Raw genomic sequence first — 19,403 nt, 5'->3', positions numbered from 1 at the left:
GTGTAGGGATGAGATTATGATGAATTGGCGCGCTTTAAGTCAGACAAAACAAGACCGCATCTGGTCAGAAGTGAACAAGATCATAAAATGGAAACCCGGAAGCAGATGTCATCACATCATCCCGTCTGATCCATATCAAGTGTTTGATATTTCTAGCGGGATGAGCGGTAAAGCCAGTAATGATGATGTGGTCAGAGTGCTGAATGATTTAGAGACTTCGATTTTAAAAGCATTTCAATCATGTACTGGAAAACACGATGTGATGTACGCATTAGACTGGCAGCATGTCGGATATATCTTTAGCCCTCATCAGACAATGCCTCAGGATGAATTTGGCGAATGGCCTGTTCCCGTATTTCCAAATGGAGACTATTATTTCTTTTTTCATCAGGACTTCTCTTGGGGACTTTTGGGAGACCCGTGGAAATTGACAATCACTGTGTTTGGTGAAGAGCTGTTGGAGGCGATAGATAATGATCCGCCTATCCTGTTTCAAAATAGATGAGTGTTCTGAAAAACGGAGGTGAAACATGGGCTTTTGGGAAGAGAAATATAAAAATAAAAAGATATTCGTAAGTGATGATGGTTTGGATATTTGTCACGACGCCATCGAAGATTTTCACGCTGTGTTCCTTGAACAATTGGATCGTAAGCCTACTCTAAATGAATTTGTTTATACCCTCTTTCAGGTATTAAACTCAGACGGCGATTCGCTTTTTAAAGAATTAGAAGGAAAACAAGTCACTGACATCAACCTAAAGATGAAAAAAAGAACTACTTTAAGTGAAGTTAGGCCTGGTGTTGTCATTGAAATCCCTTTACGGAAAATCAATCAGTTCACATATGCATTAGTGGTAAAAGGAGATTTAGCAACAGATAAAAATGATGATCTTCTCATTCAGTATTTTGATATTTTTACAGATCAACGCTTGAGTAAAAAAGACATTTCTCTCATGATGGCAGAAAAGCAAAGAACCCTTTTTATTGCGAATACAGGATATACAGGCTTTCTTCAGGGGAATTGGAAGGTTGTTTCCAAGGTGCCGATAGATTTGATGAAAAAATTTGATCATTCTACTATAACATTTGTCATGTATGAAGATGGAAAATACCTCATTAGCCAAGACGATTCATTAGCGGCAGAGAGTGATTTAATAGAGGTTGATGAAAAACGGGGGAAGACCTTTAGCAACCCGATTGGGCTATTTGGTCACCTTAGTATTGAGGATATTCTTTATCAATATTTCAAGGGAACCTCGATGGAGGAATTGATTAAGTATGAGTTGTAAGAAGTTATGGTGGAGATCATATGAGCAGATTTTGTCTGGAATATACTGATTCTACTCTTTTTCATTTAAGTGATTTTTTTACCCAATTCCCCCTCCATATCACTGAGTATAATTGGGTTATTGGCGATATTTTGAATATGATGGATGTATCCGAGGATAAGGATCATTGGAACGATATCATTGGCGAGCGTGAAGATTATCTTTTTATCACAGGTGAGGAATTTCATCGTATATTAAATGAATATGAGATTTATGTGATATTTTCTATTTTAACTGCTGTGCCTAAAGAGACGATACTGTATGATATAACACAAGTTCCGTTTGTTGATGGGAATGCTGACTTTTATGAAGATGATTATATCTCCCCTGTGAAAGAATGTATTTTCGAAGTCGGTTTCTTTGATTCAACAGATATTATATTTACAGTGACCGATGAAAACATAGAAAGAATGTTGAAGGAGGCTTTTCCTGATTTGAAGCCTTACTGTGAGTATGAAGCATAGGGAAGCCATCAACGGAGGAATCGAAATTGGCAGATGAGTCGAGTATTTCAGGAGCTACTCCTATTTTGTTTCAACATATCAAGAAATGGCGTTTTTATCGGGAAACAGATCACGTTCTTGGTATCATTTATACGATTCAGTTAGCAGCTGTTTATCATTCACGTACGATTGTTGTCATATTCAAAGACGTTTCAGCCGTTACGATACGAGATATGGAGACCCTATCGGACCTGTCTGATGGGCTCCTCCATATTGAAATGCAGCCGCAAGGGATGTACCTTGTGGAAGAATGGGAGGAGCAAACGTTCCGCTTTTATTGCCGGCAATATGAGGTGAGGGAAGTTGAATAGGGTGAGGAGAGGATCAACGTGCTTCAAAAGCTGAGAAAAAGACAGCGAGAGCTTGAAGAAACGCCGTATCCTAGTGAATTGTACGGCTTTGAAGCGGAAATCTATGAGTTTTTTATGCTAGTTGATGGCAGTTTGGATTATGTACTGGCGAATAAAAGGATGTCCGGGCATCAGCGGCGTTCGTTGGAGAAAAGCTTTTTTGAGCTGTATCCTGACATACTTCCGGATATGATCAAAAACGAGAAGGATCTGTATCATCACATTCTCTTGTATGAACAAGTCAGACAAGAGATTTGCGTTGCGCTATCCAACTGATAAGGGGAAGATTTTATGGAAATAACCTCTATAAGCAGTATTGGCAATTTGGACATGATCGAGCTTAAGCCTGACCAAACCGTTATGTCATGCGAACTTGAAGATGCAGAGTCGTTTTATCGTTTTTGGGCAGGGCTTGCCTACGATCGAATCATGATACAGGTAATAACGACTGGTTCATTTATAGAAGACCTGTCAGAGTTTTTCAAAGGCTATGCTTACAAAGTGACGAAGCTGGCGAAAAGGCAATTCCATTTCCAATCCATATTACAGGAAGCAGACCGGGATATTGCAGATTTTCTCTTTCTGCTAGCTTCCTTCAATGACGATGTTTTTCTGATCACTGATCCTCAACCGGATAAAAGCTATTTTTCCGATGGGAAGCTCCAATGCCTAACAGACTCAGGCGAACGGATCATGTGGTTTGAATATGATACTGTTGACATTTATATGGTTAGCGATCACTCATAAAAATAGAGGGAATTCATTTGAATATCACACAATACGAGAAATTGAAAAAGCATCTTTCTGATGCGGATACAGGTCCATTTACATTAAACGAGTTTTCTTTCTATATGAAAGAAGATGATCGTTATATTCAAATTCCTGTGTTTGAATTAAAACTATCAGCTCAAACCTGTGACATTCATTTGCGGTTTGAAGACATTAGTGCATCAAAGCTGGATGACCTTGAATCCATCGATGCGGTTGAGTTGGAGATTGAACCGACTGACGATCAATGGGAAAGACTCCGTTATTATGTGTATGATCAAGAAGATCAGATGAGTTTCTATTGCGGAGGTTGGGATGTGATCAAGTGTGACAAGAAGTCACACTGATTTTCCCCTTTTTTGCTTGAGACCCCCCTTTTTAAATATGGCACATCAATTTTATTTTTCAACGCCATTTTTTTCTGCATTCAGTCATCATAAAGAAACAATCACCGAGTATGCATTAATGTATTCGTTTTCATAGAGGGGGAGTCTTGATGAAAAAATGGATGGCAGCGGTTTTTGTGATGATGCTGATGCTGTGTTTTGGCGGGAATGAGAGGGTGAAGGCAGCGGAGCCGAAGGTGTATCAGTTTGACTTTGGAAGCGGTTCAGTGGAGCCTGATTACATTGGTGTCAGGGCGTCTGATCGGTATGATCGGTCAAAGGGCTACGGTTTTCAAACACCGGAGAATATGAAGGATGTGGCGGCATCCGGGACTGGTGTGAAGAGGGATGCGGTTCAGTTTTTAGCGTATGGGACGAAAAGCAATAACACGTTTAATGTGGATCTCCCGAATGGGCTTTATGAGGTGAAGGTGACGCTTGGCAATACGGCAAGGGCCAGTGTGGCGGCGGAGGGCGTGTTTCAGGTCATTAATATGACAGGGGATGGCGCGGAGGATACGTTCCAAATACCTGTCACCGACGGGCAGCTGAATCTGCTGGTGACAGAGGGAAAAGCTGGCACTGCTTTTACGCTCAGCGCCTTGAAAATCAAGAAATTGTCTGATCAGCCGGTGACGAACCGAACCATTTATGTCGGCGGCGACTCGACGGTGTGCAATTATTATCCGCTCAACAGCAGCAAGCAGGCGGGCTGGGGGCAGATGCTGCCTCACTATATCGATAAACACACCTTTCAAGTGAGAAACATGGCGTCCGGCGGGCAGATCGCGAGAGGGTTCAGAAATGATGGACAGCTTGAGGCGATCCTGAAGTATATCAAGCCGGGGGATTATTTTATATTGCAGCTTGGCATTAATGACACAAATCCGAAGCATAATGAATCTGAAGCAGAATTTAAAGAGATGATGCGTGATATGATTCGTCAGGTGAAAGCGAAAGGAGCGGACGTCATCCTATCAACGCCTCAGGGCCGGGCGACCGATTTTACTTCTGAAGGCATCCATTCGTCTGTAAACAGATGGTACAGGGCCTCTATTTTAGCTTTGGCCGAAGAGGAAAAAACACATCTCATTGACTTAAATGTCCTCAGCTCGGCATACTTTACATCGATCGGTCCGGAAAGAACACTCGGGCTTTATATGGATGGAGACACGCTGCACCCGAACCGCGCTGGGGCCGACGCACTGGCACGATTGGCTGTTCAGGAGCTAAAACGCCAGGGAATCGATGGCTTTTAATACATCATTTTTCGACAAAACACATATGCCTTCGTCAATTAGAGTATAATGAGAACATCTGCAAGAGACAGGAGTTTATACATGAGTCATTTTAAAAACTATCAAATCAGTCATGACATTTTACGAGCATTGGAAGGACTGGGATATACAGAACCGACCAAGGTGCAGCAGAGCGTGATCCCCGCTGCTCTTGAACGAAAGGATCTTGTCGTCAAATCACAGACGGGAAGCGGGAAAACAGCTTCGTTCGGGATTCCTCTCTGTGAGCTGGCGGATTGGGATGAAAACAGGCCGCAGGCGCTTATTTTAACTCCAACCCGTGAGCTTGCGGTGCAAGTAAAGGAAGATATCACGAACATCGGACGATTTAAACGGATCAAAGCGACAGCCGTATTTGGAAAATCCTCCTTTGATAAACAAAAAGCTGAGCTTAAGCAAAAAAGCCACATTGTTGTCGGCACGCCTGGACGTGTTCTGGATCATATCGAAAAAGGCACGCTGCCGTTGGACCGTCTCTCTTATTTGGTCATTGATGAAGCGGATGAGATGCTGAATATGGGCTTCATTGAGCAGGTGGAGGCGATTATCAAGCATCTTCCGACTGAGCGCACGACGATGCTGTTTTCGGCGACGCTTCCGCAGGATATCGAGAAGCTGAGCCGTCAATATATGCAGAACTCCGAGCATATCGAAATCAAAGCGGCCGGGCTTACCACAAGAAATATTCAACATGCGGTGATTCAAGTAAGAGAAGAGAATAAGTTTTCATTGCTGAAAGATGTGCTGATGACGGAGAATCCCGACAGCTGCATCATTTTCTGCCGAACGAAGGAGCACGTCAATCAGCTGACCGATGAATTGGATGACTTAGGATATCCATGCGATAATATTCACGGCGGAATGATTCAGGAAGACCGATTCGACGTCATGAATGAATTTAAACGTGGCGAGTACCGTTACTTAGTCGCGACGGATGTCGCCGCGCGCGGGATTGATATTGAAAATATCTCCCTTGTCATCAACTATGATCTGCCGCTTGAAAAGGAAAGCTATGTCCACCGCACGGGCCGAACGGGACGCGCAGGGAACAAAGGAAAGGCCATTTCGTTTGTCACGGCCTTTGAAAAACGGTTTTTAGCCGACATTGAAGAATATATCGGATTTGAGATTCAAAAAATAGAAGCCCCTTCTCAAGAGGAAGTGGCAAGGAAGAAACCAGAATTTCTAGCTAAAATGAATGACCGTCCGGAAAGCAAAAAGGACAAAAGCGAAGAGCTGAATAAAGACATTATGAAGCTGTATTTTAACGGCGGAAAGAAAAAGAAAATCAGAGCCGTTGATTTTGTAGGAACGATTGCCAAAATTGACGGTGTGTCAGCTGACGACATCGGCATCATCACGATCATGGATAACGCCTCATACGTTGAGATTTTAAATGGTAAAGGCCCTCATGTTCTCAAAGTGATGAAGAACACAACCGTCAAAGGGAAAAAGCTGAAGGTGAATAAAGCGAATAAATGATGAATGACCTGCTCCCAGTTAAAGGGGCAGGTCATTTTGCTGCTGGCTGACATCTGTGCTGGTTTCCTCCGGAACAAAGGCAAGAATCACAATGCCAATTACAAACAGAATGATCAGACTGAACACCGCAGTCGAGGATTTCCCGGTCAGCTGGGCGGTCACGGCAATGAGCAGCGGCCCCATAATTGAGGCGAATTTTCCGAAAATGTTGTAAAAACCGAAGAATTCATTAGCGTGGCGCTTTGGCACAAGCTTGGCGAAATAGGAACGGCTTAGGGCTTGAATACCGCCTTGCGAGGTGGCGACAAGCATAGCCAGTATCCAGAAATCAAGCGTTGTCTCCATAAAATAGGCATACACGCAGACGATCATATAAATGACGATCCCGACGTACAGCATTGTCTTCCCCGTGAAGCGTTCTGCCAGTTTTCCGTATACAATCGAAAACGGCGCGGCGACTACCTGGGTGACAAATAGGATGATCAGAAGGCTTGAGGAGCCGATCCCTAAATCTGATCCATAGGATGTCGACATCGTAATAATCGTGCCGACTCCGTCGATATAAAAGAAATAAGCGAGCAAGAAGAGGAAAAGTGCCCGGTATTGCCTGATCCGTTTCATCGTCTGGCCGAGCCGCTTAAAGCTGTTGATGACAATATGAGGTTCTCTTTTGATGTAATAGCGTTGATGGACATGTTTAATCATTGGGATGGTGAACAGCCCCCACCAGGCAGCCGTTATGAAAAAGGACAGCTGGCTTGCGGCCGATACAGACACTGGAATAGTCTCTGCTTGTGCGAGCAGGATGACAGCAATACTGATGATAAATGGAATCGTGCTTCCAATGTATCCTAAGCCAAAACCCCGTGCCGAGACGAGATTCATCCGCTTCTCAGTCGTGACGTCAACGAGAAAGGCATCATAAAACACATTGGCGCCGGAAAAACCGATAGCCGATATCGTATAAAACAGCAACAATAGCAGCCAATGTTCACTAGGGATAAAGGCGAGCATCGCGGTGCTGGCGACACCGGCTGACACAAAGAAACCGAAGAACTTTTTCTTGCACCCTTCATAGTCGGCGATTGTGCCTAAAATAGGACCGAGCATCGCAAGAATAAACGTTGAAATCGCAATGGTATAGCCCAGATAGGCAGTCGATTGAGCGGCGCTGACACCGCTTTCCGCAGCTGCTGATTTATAAAATAACGGAAATACCGCGGTGGTCACGACAATTGAGTAAGCAGAATTTGCCCAGTCATATAATACCCAGCTGTTTTCTTGTTTCGTAAATCGTTTCATCATCAGAGCCCCTCTCCGGTAACGATACTTCTATTGTACGAGAAATGGGCCTGAAAAGAATGGAATGCACGTCAATTTTTACAAAATATTTATGTTTTTTCGCTTCAAATCATACTTTTGATTTATTGCTGGGGTTAGGTGCATCTGGTACCATTTAACTATATTTTATGGTATTTTCCAGAAGGGATTCAGCAGAGAGGAGACAGAGCATGAGGCAAATAGGCTTGTGTATAAGCCTGCTGGTCACAGTTCTTGTGATGAGCGCATGCGAAAGTGAAGGTGAGGCTCAGATGTTCGCAGACTGTGATCAAAAGACAGTAAAACAAACCGCAGCCAAACCGATGAACAGTAAGAAAAAGCAGGATTTCCAAGCCCTCGCAAGCGACAGGCAGCTGGCCATTGTGTTCAGTTCCATGATACAAGTGAGCGAAGCATTTGATTATGGGATCGGCAATCCAGAATACTTCGTGAGAAGCAGCATGACTGAAGAAGAAGCAGACATTGCGAAGGAGAATCTCGAATCGATTAAGCTTGAGAACAAATCACTCAAAAATCAAAACAGCGAGGCGGTCGCCTTGCTACAAAAAACGCGTAATCAAGACATGAGCCGCATCGAAATTCAGCAGCTGACAGAAAATAGAGCTGCTTTTTTTGAGACCGCAGACAGTATGATCAAACTCATCGGCCAAGTCACACCGAAAAACGCGAAGAAGACAAGACAGCAGCTGGATCAGCTGAAAAAACAATATACACAATACAGCGCCGAAAGCATCAAAATCATGAACAGCATTGTCAAAAAGCAGAAAGCTGACAAGGCAACATTTGAACGCCATCTGGAGGCGCTGCTTCAAAAACAGCCCGGGCAGCAGGTACGGAGTGAATTGTACTGACCAGCTTCCGTCTTTCCCTGATGATATTGACCTAGTACAAAAAGAATGTACAATCAAGATATAGTCTGTTCTTAGTAGATTTGGAGGGACATGCCATGAAAATTGCGAAGGTGATCAACAATAATGTGATCAGCGTGGTCAATGAACAGGGGAAAGAATTGGTCGTCATGGGCAGGGGGCTCGCGTTTCAGAAAAAGTCCGGCGATGATGTCGATGAAGCCCGCATTGAGAAAGTGTTCACGCTCGATAACAAGGATGTATCAGAAAAGTTCAAAACCCTTTTGTATGATATACCGATCGAGTGTATGGAAGTATCCGAAGAGATTATCAGCTACGCAAAATTACAGCTCGGCAAAAAGCTCAACGACAGCATCTATGTGTCGCTGACCGACCATATTAACTTTGCCATCCAGCGCAACCAGAAAGGGCTTGATATCAAAAACGCCTTGCTGTGGGAAACAAAACGGCTGTACAAAGACGAATTTGCGATCGGCAAAGAAGCGTTAATCATGGTAAAAAATAAGACTGGTGTGTCTCTGCCAGAGGATGAAGCTGGCTTTATTGCTCTGCATATTGTAAATGCCGAGCTGAATGAAGAGATGCCCAATATTATCAACATTACAAAAGTCATGCAAGAGATTTTGAGTATTGTAAAATACCATTTTAAGATTGAATTCAACGAAGAATCGCTTCACTATTATCGGTTCGTCACCCACTTAAAGTTTTTCGCGCAACGTCTTTTTAACGGCACTCACATGGAAAGCCAGGACGATTTTTTGCTGGATACAGTGAAAGAAAAGTATCATCGCGCGTATGAATGCACGAAGAAAATCCAAACCTACATTGAGCGGGAGTATGAGCACAAGCTCACAAGTGACGAGCTGCTGTATTTAACCATTCACATAGAAAGGGTAGTTAAACAAGCATAATGAGAGCGCTGACATTTTTATTTTCGTGTGTTCGTTTTTTTCTTACATTTCCATATGATGATGGTAGGATTGTTACTGATAAAGCAGGCAAAACCTAAATTACAATGAGTGCGGATCATCTCTGTCTGTGCTGATGGTAATTTAGGTTTTTATTTTTTTCAGGGGGAGGGTGATGATAGTTACAGGATTCAAGTAAGTAAGGTTCGGTATTATCATTATTTTGGCCGATGTTCCCTTTTAAAAGAATCATGTAAGATCAACATAGAAAACGCTTTCAACGAAAGGGGAATGCCAATATGCCTTATCTGAAACGAGTGTTGCTGCTTCTTGTCACTGGATTGTTTATGAGTTTGTTTGCAGTCACTTCTACTGCCTCGGCTCAAACAGGTGGATCGTTTTTTGATCCTTTTAACGGCTATAACTCCGGTTTTTGGCAAAAAGCAGATGGTTATTCGAATGGAAATATGTTCAACTGCACGTGGCGGGCTAATAACGTATCAATGACGTCATTGGGTGAAATGCGTTTAGCGCTAACAAGCCCAGCTTATAACAAGTTTGACTGCGGGGAAAACCGTTCTGTTCAAACATATGGCTATGGACTTTATGAAGTCAGAATGAAACCAGCTAAAAACACAGGGATCGTTTCATCGTTCTTCACTTACACAGGTCCAACAGATGGAACTCCTTGGGATGAGATTGATATCGAATTTTTAGGAAAAGACACAACAAAGGTTCAATTTAACTATTATACAAATGGTGCAGGAAACCATGAGAAGATTGTTGATCTCGGGTTTGATGCAGCCAATGCCTATCATACGTATGCATTCGATTGGCAGCCAAACTCTATTAAATGGTATGTCGACGGGCAATTAAAACATACTGCAACAAACCAAATTCCGACAACACCTGGAAAGATCATGATGAACTTGTGGAATGGCACGGGTGTCGATGAATGGCTTGGCTCCTACAATGGTGTAAATCCGCTATACGCTCATTATGACTGGGTGCGCTATACAAAAAAATAATGCCAAATGTGAAAGAGCCTGCTGCAATATAGCAGGCTCTTATGATTGTAATGAGGAGTTGTTGGCATGAATCTTCTATTCACTCATAATATCCTATTTGATCTTCTCCCCTCTGTAAATCACGTACTCACTCAATGCTACGATCAAGCTCATACATTTAGAAAGAAATAATCCCAATCAAAAGTGCCGCAATCGTCATCACAATCGTTGTTCCTACGGCCCATTTAATAGTGAATTTTTGATGGTCGCCAAAGCTGACGCCTGCCATTCCTACCAATAGATAGGTGGAAGGCACAAGCGGGCTGAGCAGATGCACAGGCTGCCCCAGCAAGGAGGCCCTTCCGATTTCAGCGGCGTCTATTCCGTAAGCGGAAGCGGCTTCGGCGATGATGGGAAGGACACCGAAGTAAAAGGCGTCATTCGACATGAAAAAGGTGAAGGGCATGCTGACGATCGCAGTGATCAACGGCAGGTGCGGGCCCATGGCATCAGGGATAAGTGAAACGAGAGAATGCGCCATGGCATCCACCATTTTTGTGCCGGAGAGAATGCCTGTGAATATGCCCGCAGCAAACACCATTGAGACAACGTTTAACGCATTACCCGCATGCGCCGAGATTCGTTTCTGCTGTTCTTTGACATTTGGATAGTTGACCATCAAGGCGACGGCGAACGCAGTCATAAAAAGAACAGGGAGCGGCAGCAGGCTGGTGATCAGTGCGGCCATCAGGACGACAGTCAGCAGCAGGTTAAACCATTGAAGAGCGGGACGCTTGAGCGGTGCGGCCTCCGGATCGGAAGACGGTGCGTGATCAATCGAAATGACGCCGAGCCGCTTCCGCTCTTTCTTTCCGAGGATATAAGCAACGGCGATCACCCAGAGAATGCCGGCGATCATAGCGGGAATCAGCGGCGTGAAGACCTCTGACGTGTCCAATTTTAAGGAGGCCAAAACCCTCGCAGTCGGCCCGCCCCACGGGATAATATTCATAACCCCCGAACCGAGCATTGCTATTCCCGCTAACACCAAACGGTTCATGCCGAGCCGTTTGTAAAGAGGCAGCATCGCAGCAATGGTAATCATATAGGTTGTTGTCCCATCTCCGTCCAGCGAAATGGTCATGGTCAGAACCGCTGTGCCTACGGCGATTTTTAACGGATCTCCTTTGACAAACGATAAGATTTTGGCAATGAGAGGATCAAACAGACCTGAGTCAATCATAATGCCGAAATACAGGATGGCGAATAACAGCATGATACCGGTAGGGGCGAGGTCTGTAACGCCCTGAATCATCATCTCGCCGAGATCTTTGCCAAATCCGCTGATCAGGGCGAACACAATAGGAACGACAATCAAAGCAATAAGAGCGGAAAGCCGGTTAGACATAATAAGGTACATAAAGACAATCATCATCACAAAACCGAGTATGGCAAGCATGATATGACCTCCCCTATTCAACAGCTATTTTGGTAAGCGCTTCCATCCTTTCTTTCTGTGAAGAAGGCTTATTTCAAATGTGTATGACCGCATATTTATATGTAGACCAAAAATCCTAATGAGAGGATTAGCAGTTTATATGAAGAACGCCACGGGTAAATATGCTGTAGAATGTTTCGTTTTAAAAAGGGGGAAGAGACATGAGTGATGACCAAAACAAACGTGTAAATGAACACTCAAAGGACGAGCAGCTTGAGCAGTACAGGGCCGATAACAGCGGGAAGAAAATGACGACAAACCAAGGCTTGCGGGTGTCAGAGGATGAGCATTCGTTAAAAGCCGGGGTTCGCGGCCCGACGCTGATGGAGGATTTTCACTTCCGGGAGAAAATGACGCACTTTGACCATGAGAGGATTCCGGAGCGCGTTGTGCATGCACGCGGGTATGGCGTGCATGGCTTTTTTCAGGTTTACGAGCCGATGACCGAGTACACACGGGCCAAATTTCTTCAGGACCCTTTGGTGAAGACACCGGTATTTGTCCGTTTCTCTACGGTTGCGGGTTCTAAAGGCTCCGCAGACACGGTGCGGGATGCCAGAGGCTTTGCGACTAAATTTTATACTGAAGAAGGAAACTATGACCTTGTGGGAAATAACATTCCGGTGTTTTTCATTCAGGATGCGATCAAATTCCCGGATTTGGTTCACGCGTTTAAGCCTGAGCCACACAATGAAATGCCTCAGGCCGCGACCGCTCACGATACGTTTTGGGATTTTGTCGCCAATAACCCTGAGTCGGCTCACATGGTAATGTGGACGATGTCGGACAGAGGCATCCCGCGCAGCTACAGAATGATGGAAGGCTTCGGCGTTCACACGTTCCGTTTTGTCAATGAACAAGGAAAGGCACGTTTTGTGAAATTTCACTGGAAGCCGGTGCTCGGTGTGCATTCTCTCGTATGGGATGAAGCGCAGAAAATTGCCGGGAAAGATCCGGATTTCCATCGCCGTGACCTGTGGGAAACAATTGAAAAGGGCGGCAAGGTTGAATACGAGCTCGGCGTGCAGATGATTGATGAGGAGGATGAATTCAAGTTTGATTTTGATATTCTTGATCCGACTAAGCTGTGGCCGGAAGAGCTTGTGCCGGTGAAGATCATTGGGAAAATGACGCTGAACCGCAACCAGGATAATGTGTTTGCGGAAACAGAACAGGTCGCATTCCACCCGGGAAATGTCGTGCCGGGAATCGATTTTACAAATGACCCGCTCCTGCAGGGACGGCTTTTCTCTTATACAGACACACAGCTCATCCGTCTTGGCGGCCCGAACTTCCATGAGATTCCGATTAACCGGCCGGTATGTCCATTCCATAACAATCAATACGACGGCTATCACCGGATGACGATCAATAAGGGACCTGTCGCTTATCATAAAAACTCACTGCAAAACAATGATCCGTCGCCTGCGACAGCTGAAGAAGGCGGCTACGTCCACTATCAGGAAAAAGTCGAGGGCAAAAAAATCCGGCAGCGAAGCGACAGCTTCAACGATTATTACTCACAGGCGAAGCTTTTCTGGAACAGCATGTCTCCTGTGGAGAAACAGCACATCATTTCTGCTTTCTGCTTCGAGGTCGGGAAGGTCAAAAGCAAGGACGTACAGCGGCAGGTCGTTGATGTCTTCAGCAATGTCGATGCAGATTTAGCGGAAGAAATCGCCAAAGGAGTAGGCGTGGCGGCGCCCGCGAAGCGTAAAGCATCTAAAGAAATCCTTACTTCGCCTGCGTTAAGCCAAGCCCGTACAGTGAAAACCGCGTCAACCAGAAAAGTCGCTGTACTCGCCGGAAACGGATTTTATGAAAAAGAACTGCAAACAGTGCTGGAAGCCTTAAAGCAAGAAGGAATCACAGTGGATATCATCAGTCAAAATCTGGGGTATATGACAAGCGGCAGCGGACAGCAGCTTGAGGCCAGCGGCACGTTCCTGACGGTTGATTCTGTTCTGTATGATGCCGTCTATGCCGCAGGAGGACTGGAGTTAAAAGACAACAAACAAGCGATGGCGTTTATCAGAGAAGCTTACAATCACTACAAGGCAATCGGTGCGGCAAATGAAGGAATTGACCTTCTTCAATCCTCTGTCGGGACAACAGAGGGGCCAGGCATCGTAACAGCTGAAGAAGAACCTGACTACACCGCTTTCAGCAAGGCATTTATCGATGCGGTTTCTGCTCATCGCCATTGGGATAGACGAATTTGATAGGCTCCTGTATCTTTAAGGAAGATACTTTTCATAAGGAGCATGACAAATGAACGAAAAACAGCTCGCTGAAGCTTACGAACGCGATGAAAATATGATGATTTTGGTGTTTGCCCAATGGTGTGTAAACCATGATCTTGATCCGGTGGAGATGTACGCCAAAGCGTATCCGCAGCAAAAGCTGAATGACAGCTTGAAAAAAACCATGGACGATCTGGTCGTGCCAAAACACGAAGCAGAGCACATTCCGGACCAGATTGTCATTGCGGTATTAGAGATGTTCGGAAATACAGATTTGGCACAAGCCGTTCATGAAGCGATTTCTGGGCGCAAACAGTAAAAAAAGAGACATCCTGTGTCTCTTTTTTTATTGGGAAAATCATGCTGTTAGACCTAGAAACTTCTTTCGATTTAATCAGTCTATAAAAGTGTGTATTGCTTAAATAAGGGAATGATAAACAACGACATCAAAGGAGGAGATTGTATGAAATGGAATAAAATGCTGAAAGCCGCGGGGATTGCAGTCTTGCTTTTTTCCGTAGTTGCATATGCGGCCCCATCTTTAAAAGCAGTTCAAGCGAAAACACCGACTGTCAGCACCCATACGTACAAAAAGATCAAGGAGTTAAAGTATCCACAAGTGCATCACGTCGGGAATGCCGCGTTTGAAAAGAAAATCAATCAAGAGCTGAAAGTCTACATTGAACAATCGTATCAGGAATACCTGAAAAACAAAAAAGCAGGCGAACAGCAGGGCTTTAAAACGGAATATCAAACATCCTTCAGCGTCAAATACAATGCGGCAGGCAAGCTCAGCATTCAAACACTCAATTATATCTATTCAGGGGGCGCCCACGGTTTAACGTCTGTCCAGTCCTTCAACTATGACTTGAAAGCACAAAAGCGGGTGACGCTGGATCAGATTCTGAACACCAAAACAAAAGTCAGCAAAACGAGAGATTATCTATATAGCTATATCAAAAAACACGATGAGCTGTTTTTCCCTGATGTTAAGAAAGAGGATATAACCCTAAACAAAGACACAATGTTTTACTTTACGGCAAACGGGATCGCCATCGTCTTTGGCCAGTATGACTTGGGGCCTTATGCAGCGGGAATCCGGGATGTGCAGGTTCCAGCCTCTATTTATCAATAATCAAAAGAGCCATATCCGAAAAGGGATATGGCTCAATGTTTCTACCACACAAACAGGCCGACAATCGCAGCACTTAATAAAGATACCGCAATTCCGCTGACGAGCAGTTTCCACACGTTTCTCCCGATGACCGTTGACTTTTCTCCGTCAAGGATCGAATTGTACGTGCCGTAAATCATGCCGACAGTACTGAAGTTTGCAAAGGATGTCAGGAATGTCGTCGCCACCGCAACGGTGTGAGGCGGAAGGGATTTGAGATTGTTTTTCAAGTCAAGCATCGCAACAAACTCGTTCGTTGCTAATTTCATGCCCATCAGCTGAGCAACATACATCGCATCGTGCACTGGCAGTCCAAGCAGGAATGCGAACGGACTGAACAGATAAGCAAAAATTGTCTGGATGGTCAGGCCGTGTACGAAAACGCCAAGAATGCCATTAACTGCTGACGTTAATGCGACATATCCGATCACCATTGCCAAAATAACGATCACCATGTTCATGCCGACAAGCATACTGTTAGAAATCGTAGAGAAAAAGTCTTTCTTCTCTTCTTTAGGCGGTGTATAGATGATATCTTCATCCTCCGGCACGTGAACAGGATTCAGCAGGTTTGCGATAATCAGCGCGTTTAAGCAGTTCAAAGGAATGGCTGTAAACACGTATGTCGCAGGCACCATTGAAAGATAAGATCCGATAATGGAGCCGCTGATGCTGCTCATGCTCATTAAGCCGAATGTGAGCAGGCGGTTGTTGCTTAAAACCGTTAGCTGCTGGCGGATAACCGCAAGTGCTTCGGTATTTCCAAGAAACATCATTTGAATAGAGAAAAAGCTTTCTAATTTCGGCAAGCGGGAAGCCTTTGAAATCACCCATCCGATTTTATCAATCAGCCAAGGCAAAATGCCGAAATACGTTAAAATATCAAAGAATGTGACGATAAAGATAATTGGAAGAAGCGCACTAAAGAAAAAGTCTACTGTTTCATTCGCCATCACTGACGGAAAGGCAAACGCGATACCGTCACTGGCGCAAGCAATCAGCCAAGTGAAGAAATCACCGATTTTACCGATGGCCCAGCTTCCGACTTTTGTTCCCAGCATAAACCAAGTAATCAGCAATTCCAGAACAATTAACGTAATGATCGGGCGCCACTTGATTTTCTTTTTCTGCGGAGAACATAGGAATACAACTGCCATAATCACAATGAGACCGACAAGGTTTAGTAAAAAGTACATGATAGCAACTCCTATGAGGGTTATTATGGAAACAAAAAAAGCTCTTATCCTTCACAAATTCTGGAAGTGCAGAAAGTGTGAAAAATAAGAGCAAACAGAAAAGAACTTGTCCTTTTCAACTCGTTCAAATTTATTCAAACTTTCTTGTAGTCTAGTTTTTTACGGTTACTAGGTAGAAACAATCAGACCATATTACTGATCATATACAAGAATGTCTTTTTTCTAAGATGATAGCAGTATTTTATCCTTTCACTTTTTGAAAATCAACCTTTTTAACTATTTTCACAATAATAAAATTTATATTCTAAAATGAGAAAATAAAGGAAAAACATACTGGATTGCTATGCTGATATGATGTTGGCGGGATACCAGCATGTCAGTACTGATTTTTCTTCACTATAAGGTTCCAGCTCCTGGATATTTGTTGTATGATGGAAACGGGGAAACCCATACAGCAGAAAGGGAGTTTTTTTCATGATTATCCAATTCATTCGTTATAGATAATGACAGGTGTAGACAAACTGCCAGACCTGGCCAATTTTTGAGATAGGCCTAGGTTTATTTGTCTATGCCTTTTTCATTTATCTAAAAATGAATGAATGAGGTGTTTTTATCATGAAGCGAACAGTTGATTTCAGCATGTTTCGATGCCCGCTCTGCGTTTCTTCTATGGATGCGGCATCAGGGAAAAGCTTGATTTGTACAGAACGAGGACATACATTTGATCTATCTCGGCACGGCTACGTGAACTTTCTGACCAAGCCGGTCAAAACCAGTTACGGTGCTGAGCTTTTTGAAGCGAGGAGCAGGCTGATTGGAGAATGTGGTTTTTTTGACCCACTCCATGATGCGATTGCAGAACTCATCAGTCATCCCACATCTGGTCATGAGGCATTCACCATCCTGGACAGCGGTTGCGGTGAGGGTTCTCATTTGAATGCGCTTTGCGGGTTTGATTATGCAGGGAAAGCAGCGATAGGAACCGGCATAGATCTTTCGAAAGATGGGATCTTAAAAGCTTCTAAGGCATTCAAAGATCAGATGTGGGCTGTTGCCGATGTGGCGCGTGCTCCTTTTCATGATCGCCAATTTGATGTTGTTCTGTCTATTTTTTCGCCGTCCAATTATGCAGAGTTTCATAGACTGCTGAAGAATGATGGCATGCTCGTAAAAGTAGTGCCGCGAAGCGACTATTTAATAGAATTAAGGCAATTTTTATATACTGATTCACCAAGGCTCACGTATTCCAATGCGGCAGCTGTTGAGCGTTTTACAGCAAATGCTGCACACAGCCGTCCTGTCAGGCTGCGCTATGTTAAAACGCTTGACCAGCAGGCGATCCACTGGCTTCTCAAGATGACGCCGCTTGCCTGGTCGGCGCCGAAAGATCGAATCAGCCTGCTGAAAGAGATGAAAACAGCCGATATTACGGTTGATGTTGATATCCTAATAGGAATGAAATGAATGGCAGAGGAAAGCTCCGAAAAAAGGGAGCTTTCCTTTTTTAATCGGAATAGTTGGCCCACGCTTCTCGTACATATATGGAAAGGGGACGGAAACAGCCGATGCGGACAGGTTTTTGTAAACGCTTTCTAGTTCGCGGAAACGGGGGATGTGTGTGTGGAACTGATCATCATTCTATTGGCGTTAGGTTTGCTGATGTTTACGGCGTATCGGGGATTTTCTGTCATATTGTTTGCGCCGATTTGTGCGTTATTCGCGGTGCTGCTGACAGATCCAAGCCATGTGCTTCCTTTTTTTTCATCAATTTTTATGGAGAAGATGGCGGGTTTTATTAAACTGTATTTCCCAGTGTTTTTGCTCGGTGCCATTTTTGGAAAGGTCGTTGAAATGGCCGGGCTTGCGGCATCAATCGCGAAAACAATTGTCCGGCTTGTCGGGGCAAAAAGAGCGATACTTGCCATTGTGTTGATGGGCGCTGTCTTGACGTACAGCGGTGTCAGCCTGTTTGTTGTCGTATTTGCCGTATATCCTTTTGCGAAAAACATGTTCCAAGAAGCAAACATACCCAAACGCCTCATCCCGGGAACGATTGCTTTAGGTGCTTTTACGTTTACGATGGACGCGCTTCCGGGAACGCCGCAAATCCAAAATGTCATCCCGACGTCGTTTTTCAAAACAGACATTTATGCCGCCCCTTGGCTGGGCTTGATGGGCGCAGTGATTGTGCTGGCAGCTGGGATGCTCTATTTGGAATCAAGGCGGAAAAAAGCGCAGGCATCTGGCGAAGGCTATGGCGGTTTTGATACGCAGAATGCTGCTCCTGAATCGATTGAGTCCGCGGCTGAACCGGACAAAAGCCCGATTCGGCACGCGCTTGCCTTTGTCCCGCTTATTCTCGTCGGTGCAGTGAATAAATATTTCACCATTTACCTGCCAAAGTGGTATCCGAATGGATTTGATTTTTCTTCCATAGGATTAAAGGAGTTCGGCAGGCTTGATATTTCTTCAGCGGCTGCTATTTGGTCGGTGGAGATTGCTTTAGTGATTGGCATCATCACAACGATTTTATTTGATTGGAGAAGTGTGTTTGCCCAATTGAAGGAAGGGCTTAATGAAGGGATTGGCGGCGCCTTGCTGGCATCTATGAATACGGGTGCCGAGTACGGGTTCGGCGGTATTATCGCCGCGCTGCCGGGGTTTCATAAGCTGAGCAGCGGAATTTCACATACTTTTACCGATCCGCTTGTAAATGGCGCCGTTACGACAACTGCGCTGGCGGGAATCACCGGCTCGGCTTCAGGAGGAATGGGCATTGCATTAAGCGCGATGTCAGAACAATACTTACAGGCGATTCAGGCTTACAATATTCCGCCAGAGGTGATGCATCGGGTCATTTCAATGGCATCAGGCGGGATGGATACACTGCCGCATAATGGCGCCGTTATCACGCTTCTGGCCGTGACGGGTTTGACCCACCGGCAATCCTATCGCGATATTTTTGCGATCACGCTCATTAAAACGGCTGCCGTATTTGCTGTGATCGCGATTTACAGCCTGACTGGTCTAGTGTAGAAGAAAACGAAAGGGG

The 19,403-nt window shown here is 44.6% G+C and carries 19 protein-coding genes, 1 pseudogene and 1 riboswitch; of the genes and pseudogenes, 17 read left to right on the top strand and 3 right to left on the bottom strand.

What is annotated here, in order from left to right; translation table 11 throughout:
* Positions 1-16 precede the first annotated feature (16 nt).
* From AC0OMU_RS20870 to dbpA, 9 genes and pseudogenes are all read left to right on the top strand, one after another.
* A complete protein-coding gene (locus AC0OMU_RS20870) occupies positions 17-505 on the top strand; it encodes a DUF2716 domain-containing protein (RefSeq protein WP_080286160.1) in 489 nt (162 codons plus the stop codon).
* A 25-nt stretch (positions 506-530) separates the two neighbouring features.
* Positions 531-1,289, top strand: coding sequence for an Imm26 family immunity protein (locus tag AC0OMU_RS20865; RefSeq protein WP_087962066.1), 759 nt, complete (start codon positions 531-533; stop codon positions 1,287-1,289).
* A 20-nt stretch (positions 1,290-1,309) separates the two neighbouring features.
* Positions 1,310-1,792, top strand: coding sequence for a hypothetical protein (locus AC0OMU_RS20860; protein WP_124072589.1), 483 nt, complete (start codon positions 1,310-1,312; stop codon positions 1,790-1,792).
* A gap of 26 nt (positions 1,793-1,818) precedes the next feature.
* The gene (locus tag AC0OMU_RS20855) at positions 1,819-2,142 is read left to right on the top strand and encodes a hypothetical protein (protein WP_124072590.1); all 324 of its coding nucleotides are present in this window, start codon (positions 1,819-1,821) and stop codon (positions 2,140-2,142) included.
* An 18-nt stretch (positions 2,143-2,160) separates the two neighbouring features.
* Complete coding sequence (locus tag AC0OMU_RS20850; RefSeq protein ID WP_322839959.1) at positions 2,161-2,457, top strand: YxiJ family protein; 297 nt, start codon at positions 2,161-2,163, stop codon at positions 2,455-2,457.
* Between the two features lie 15 nt (positions 2,458-2,472).
* Positions 2,473-2,928 (top strand): hypothetical protein, encoded by a 456-nt coding sequence (locus AC0OMU_RS20845; protein WP_322839960.1) that lies wholly within the window; start codon positions 2,473-2,475, stop codon positions 2,926-2,928.
* A gap of 17 nt (positions 2,929-2,945) precedes the next feature.
* Positions 2,946-3,074: pseudogene (locus AC0OMU_RS20840) on the top strand (hypothetical protein); the annotation flags it as partial.
* A 371-nt stretch (positions 3,075-3,445) separates the two neighbouring features.
* The gene (locus tag AC0OMU_RS20835) at positions 3,446-4,594 is read left to right on the top strand and encodes a rhamnogalacturonan acetylesterase (protein ID WP_047183428.1); all 1,149 of its coding nucleotides are present in this window, start codon (positions 3,446-3,448) and stop codon (positions 4,592-4,594) included.
* Between the two features lie 81 nt (positions 4,595-4,675).
* Entirely contained in the window at positions 4,676-6,115 is a 1,440-nt protein-coding gene (gene dbpA, locus AC0OMU_RS20830) for an ATP-dependent RNA helicase DbpA (RefSeq protein WP_474241489.1), read from the top strand.
* A gap of 18 nt (positions 6,116-6,133) precedes the next feature.
* Here dbpA and AC0OMU_RS20825 read toward each other — a convergent pair whose 3' ends face one another.
* Positions 6,134-7,420 (bottom strand): MFS transporter, encoded by a 1,287-nt coding sequence (locus tag AC0OMU_RS20825; RefSeq protein WP_440156588.1) that lies wholly within the window; start codon positions 7,418-7,420, stop codon positions 6,134-6,136.
* Between the two features lie 206 nt (positions 7,421-7,626).
* Between AC0OMU_RS20825 and AC0OMU_RS20820 the strand changes: the two genes are divergently transcribed.
* From AC0OMU_RS20820 to bglS, 3 genes are all read left to right on the top strand, one after another.
* A complete protein-coding gene (locus AC0OMU_RS20820; RefSeq protein ID WP_015483905.1) occupies positions 7,627-8,307 on the top strand; it encodes a hypothetical protein in 681 nt (226 codons plus the stop codon).
* Positions 8,308-8,402: 95 nt separating this feature from the next.
* On the top strand, positions 8,403-9,236 hold the full coding sequence (gene licT, locus AC0OMU_RS20815; RefSeq protein ID WP_377886084.1) for a transcriptional antiterminator LicT: 834 nt from the start codon (positions 8,403-8,405) through the stop codon (positions 9,234-9,236).
* Positions 9,237-9,532: 296 nt separating this feature from the next.
* Complete coding sequence (gene bglS / locus AC0OMU_RS20810) at positions 9,533-10,261, top strand: beta-glucanase (protein ID WP_024571825.1); 729 nt, start codon at positions 9,533-9,535, stop codon at positions 10,259-10,261.
* Between the two features lie 157 nt (positions 10,262-10,418).
* On the opposite strand, the gene citH is transcribed toward bglS, so the two are convergent.
* Positions 10,419-11,699, bottom strand: coding sequence for a citrate transporter CitH (gene citH, locus AC0OMU_RS20805; protein WP_015385060.1), 1,281 nt, complete (start codon positions 11,697-11,699; stop codon positions 10,419-10,421).
* Between the two features lie 200 nt (positions 11,700-11,899).
* Here citH and AC0OMU_RS20800 point away from each other — a divergent pair, with 200 nt between their 5' ends.
* The 3 genes from AC0OMU_RS20800 to AC0OMU_RS20790 all read left to right on the top strand — a co-directional run bounded on the left by AC0OMU_RS20800 (position 11,900) and on the right by AC0OMU_RS20790 (position 15,116).
* Positions 11,900-13,960: a catalase gene (locus AC0OMU_RS20800; RefSeq protein WP_474241483.1), complete on the top strand. Its 2,061-nt coding sequence runs from the start codon at positions 11,900-11,902 to the stop codon at positions 13,958-13,960.
* 49 nt (positions 13,961-14,009) lie between these two features.
* The gene (locus AC0OMU_RS20795) at positions 14,010-14,300 is read left to right on the top strand and encodes a hypothetical protein (RefSeq protein ID WP_474241481.1); all 291 of its coding nucleotides are present in this window, start codon (positions 14,010-14,012) and stop codon (positions 14,298-14,300) included.
* 144 nt (positions 14,301-14,444) lie between these two features.
* Positions 14,445-15,116: a DUF3298 and DUF4163 domain-containing protein gene (locus AC0OMU_RS20790; protein WP_474241479.1), complete on the top strand. Its 672-nt coding sequence runs from the start codon at positions 14,445-14,447 to the stop codon at positions 15,114-15,116.
* A 41-nt stretch (positions 15,117-15,157) separates the two neighbouring features.
* Here the strand turns inward: AC0OMU_RS20790 and AC0OMU_RS20785 are convergent, their stop codons facing one another.
* On the bottom strand, positions 15,158-16,351 hold the full coding sequence (locus AC0OMU_RS20785) for a NupC/NupG family nucleoside CNT transporter (RefSeq protein WP_003227216.1): 1,194 nt from the start codon (positions 16,349-16,351) through the stop codon (positions 15,158-15,160).
* 127 nt (positions 16,352-16,478) lie between these two features.
* Positions 16,479-16,580, bottom strand: a riboswitch (purine riboswitch).
* Between the two features lie 386 nt (positions 16,581-16,966).
* On the opposite strand from AC0OMU_RS20785, the gene AC0OMU_RS20780 reads away from it, so the two are divergent.
* The gene (locus AC0OMU_RS20780; protein ID WP_474241476.1) at positions 16,967-17,815 is read left to right on the top strand and encodes a methyltransferase domain-containing protein; all 849 of its coding nucleotides are present in this window, start codon (positions 16,967-16,969) and stop codon (positions 17,813-17,815) included.
* Positions 17,816-17,971: 156 nt separating this feature from the next.
* Positions 17,972-19,387: a GntP family permease gene (locus tag AC0OMU_RS20775; protein WP_015385055.1), complete on the top strand. Its 1,416-nt coding sequence runs from the start codon at positions 17,972-17,974 to the stop codon at positions 19,385-19,387.
* Positions 19,388-19,403 lie beyond the last annotated feature (16 nt).

The organism is Bacillus sp. FAU18, from assembly GCF_056033885.1.
The sequence above is the reverse complement of the archived record's forward strand: the minus strand, read 5'-3'. Positions and strand labels throughout refer to the sequence as shown.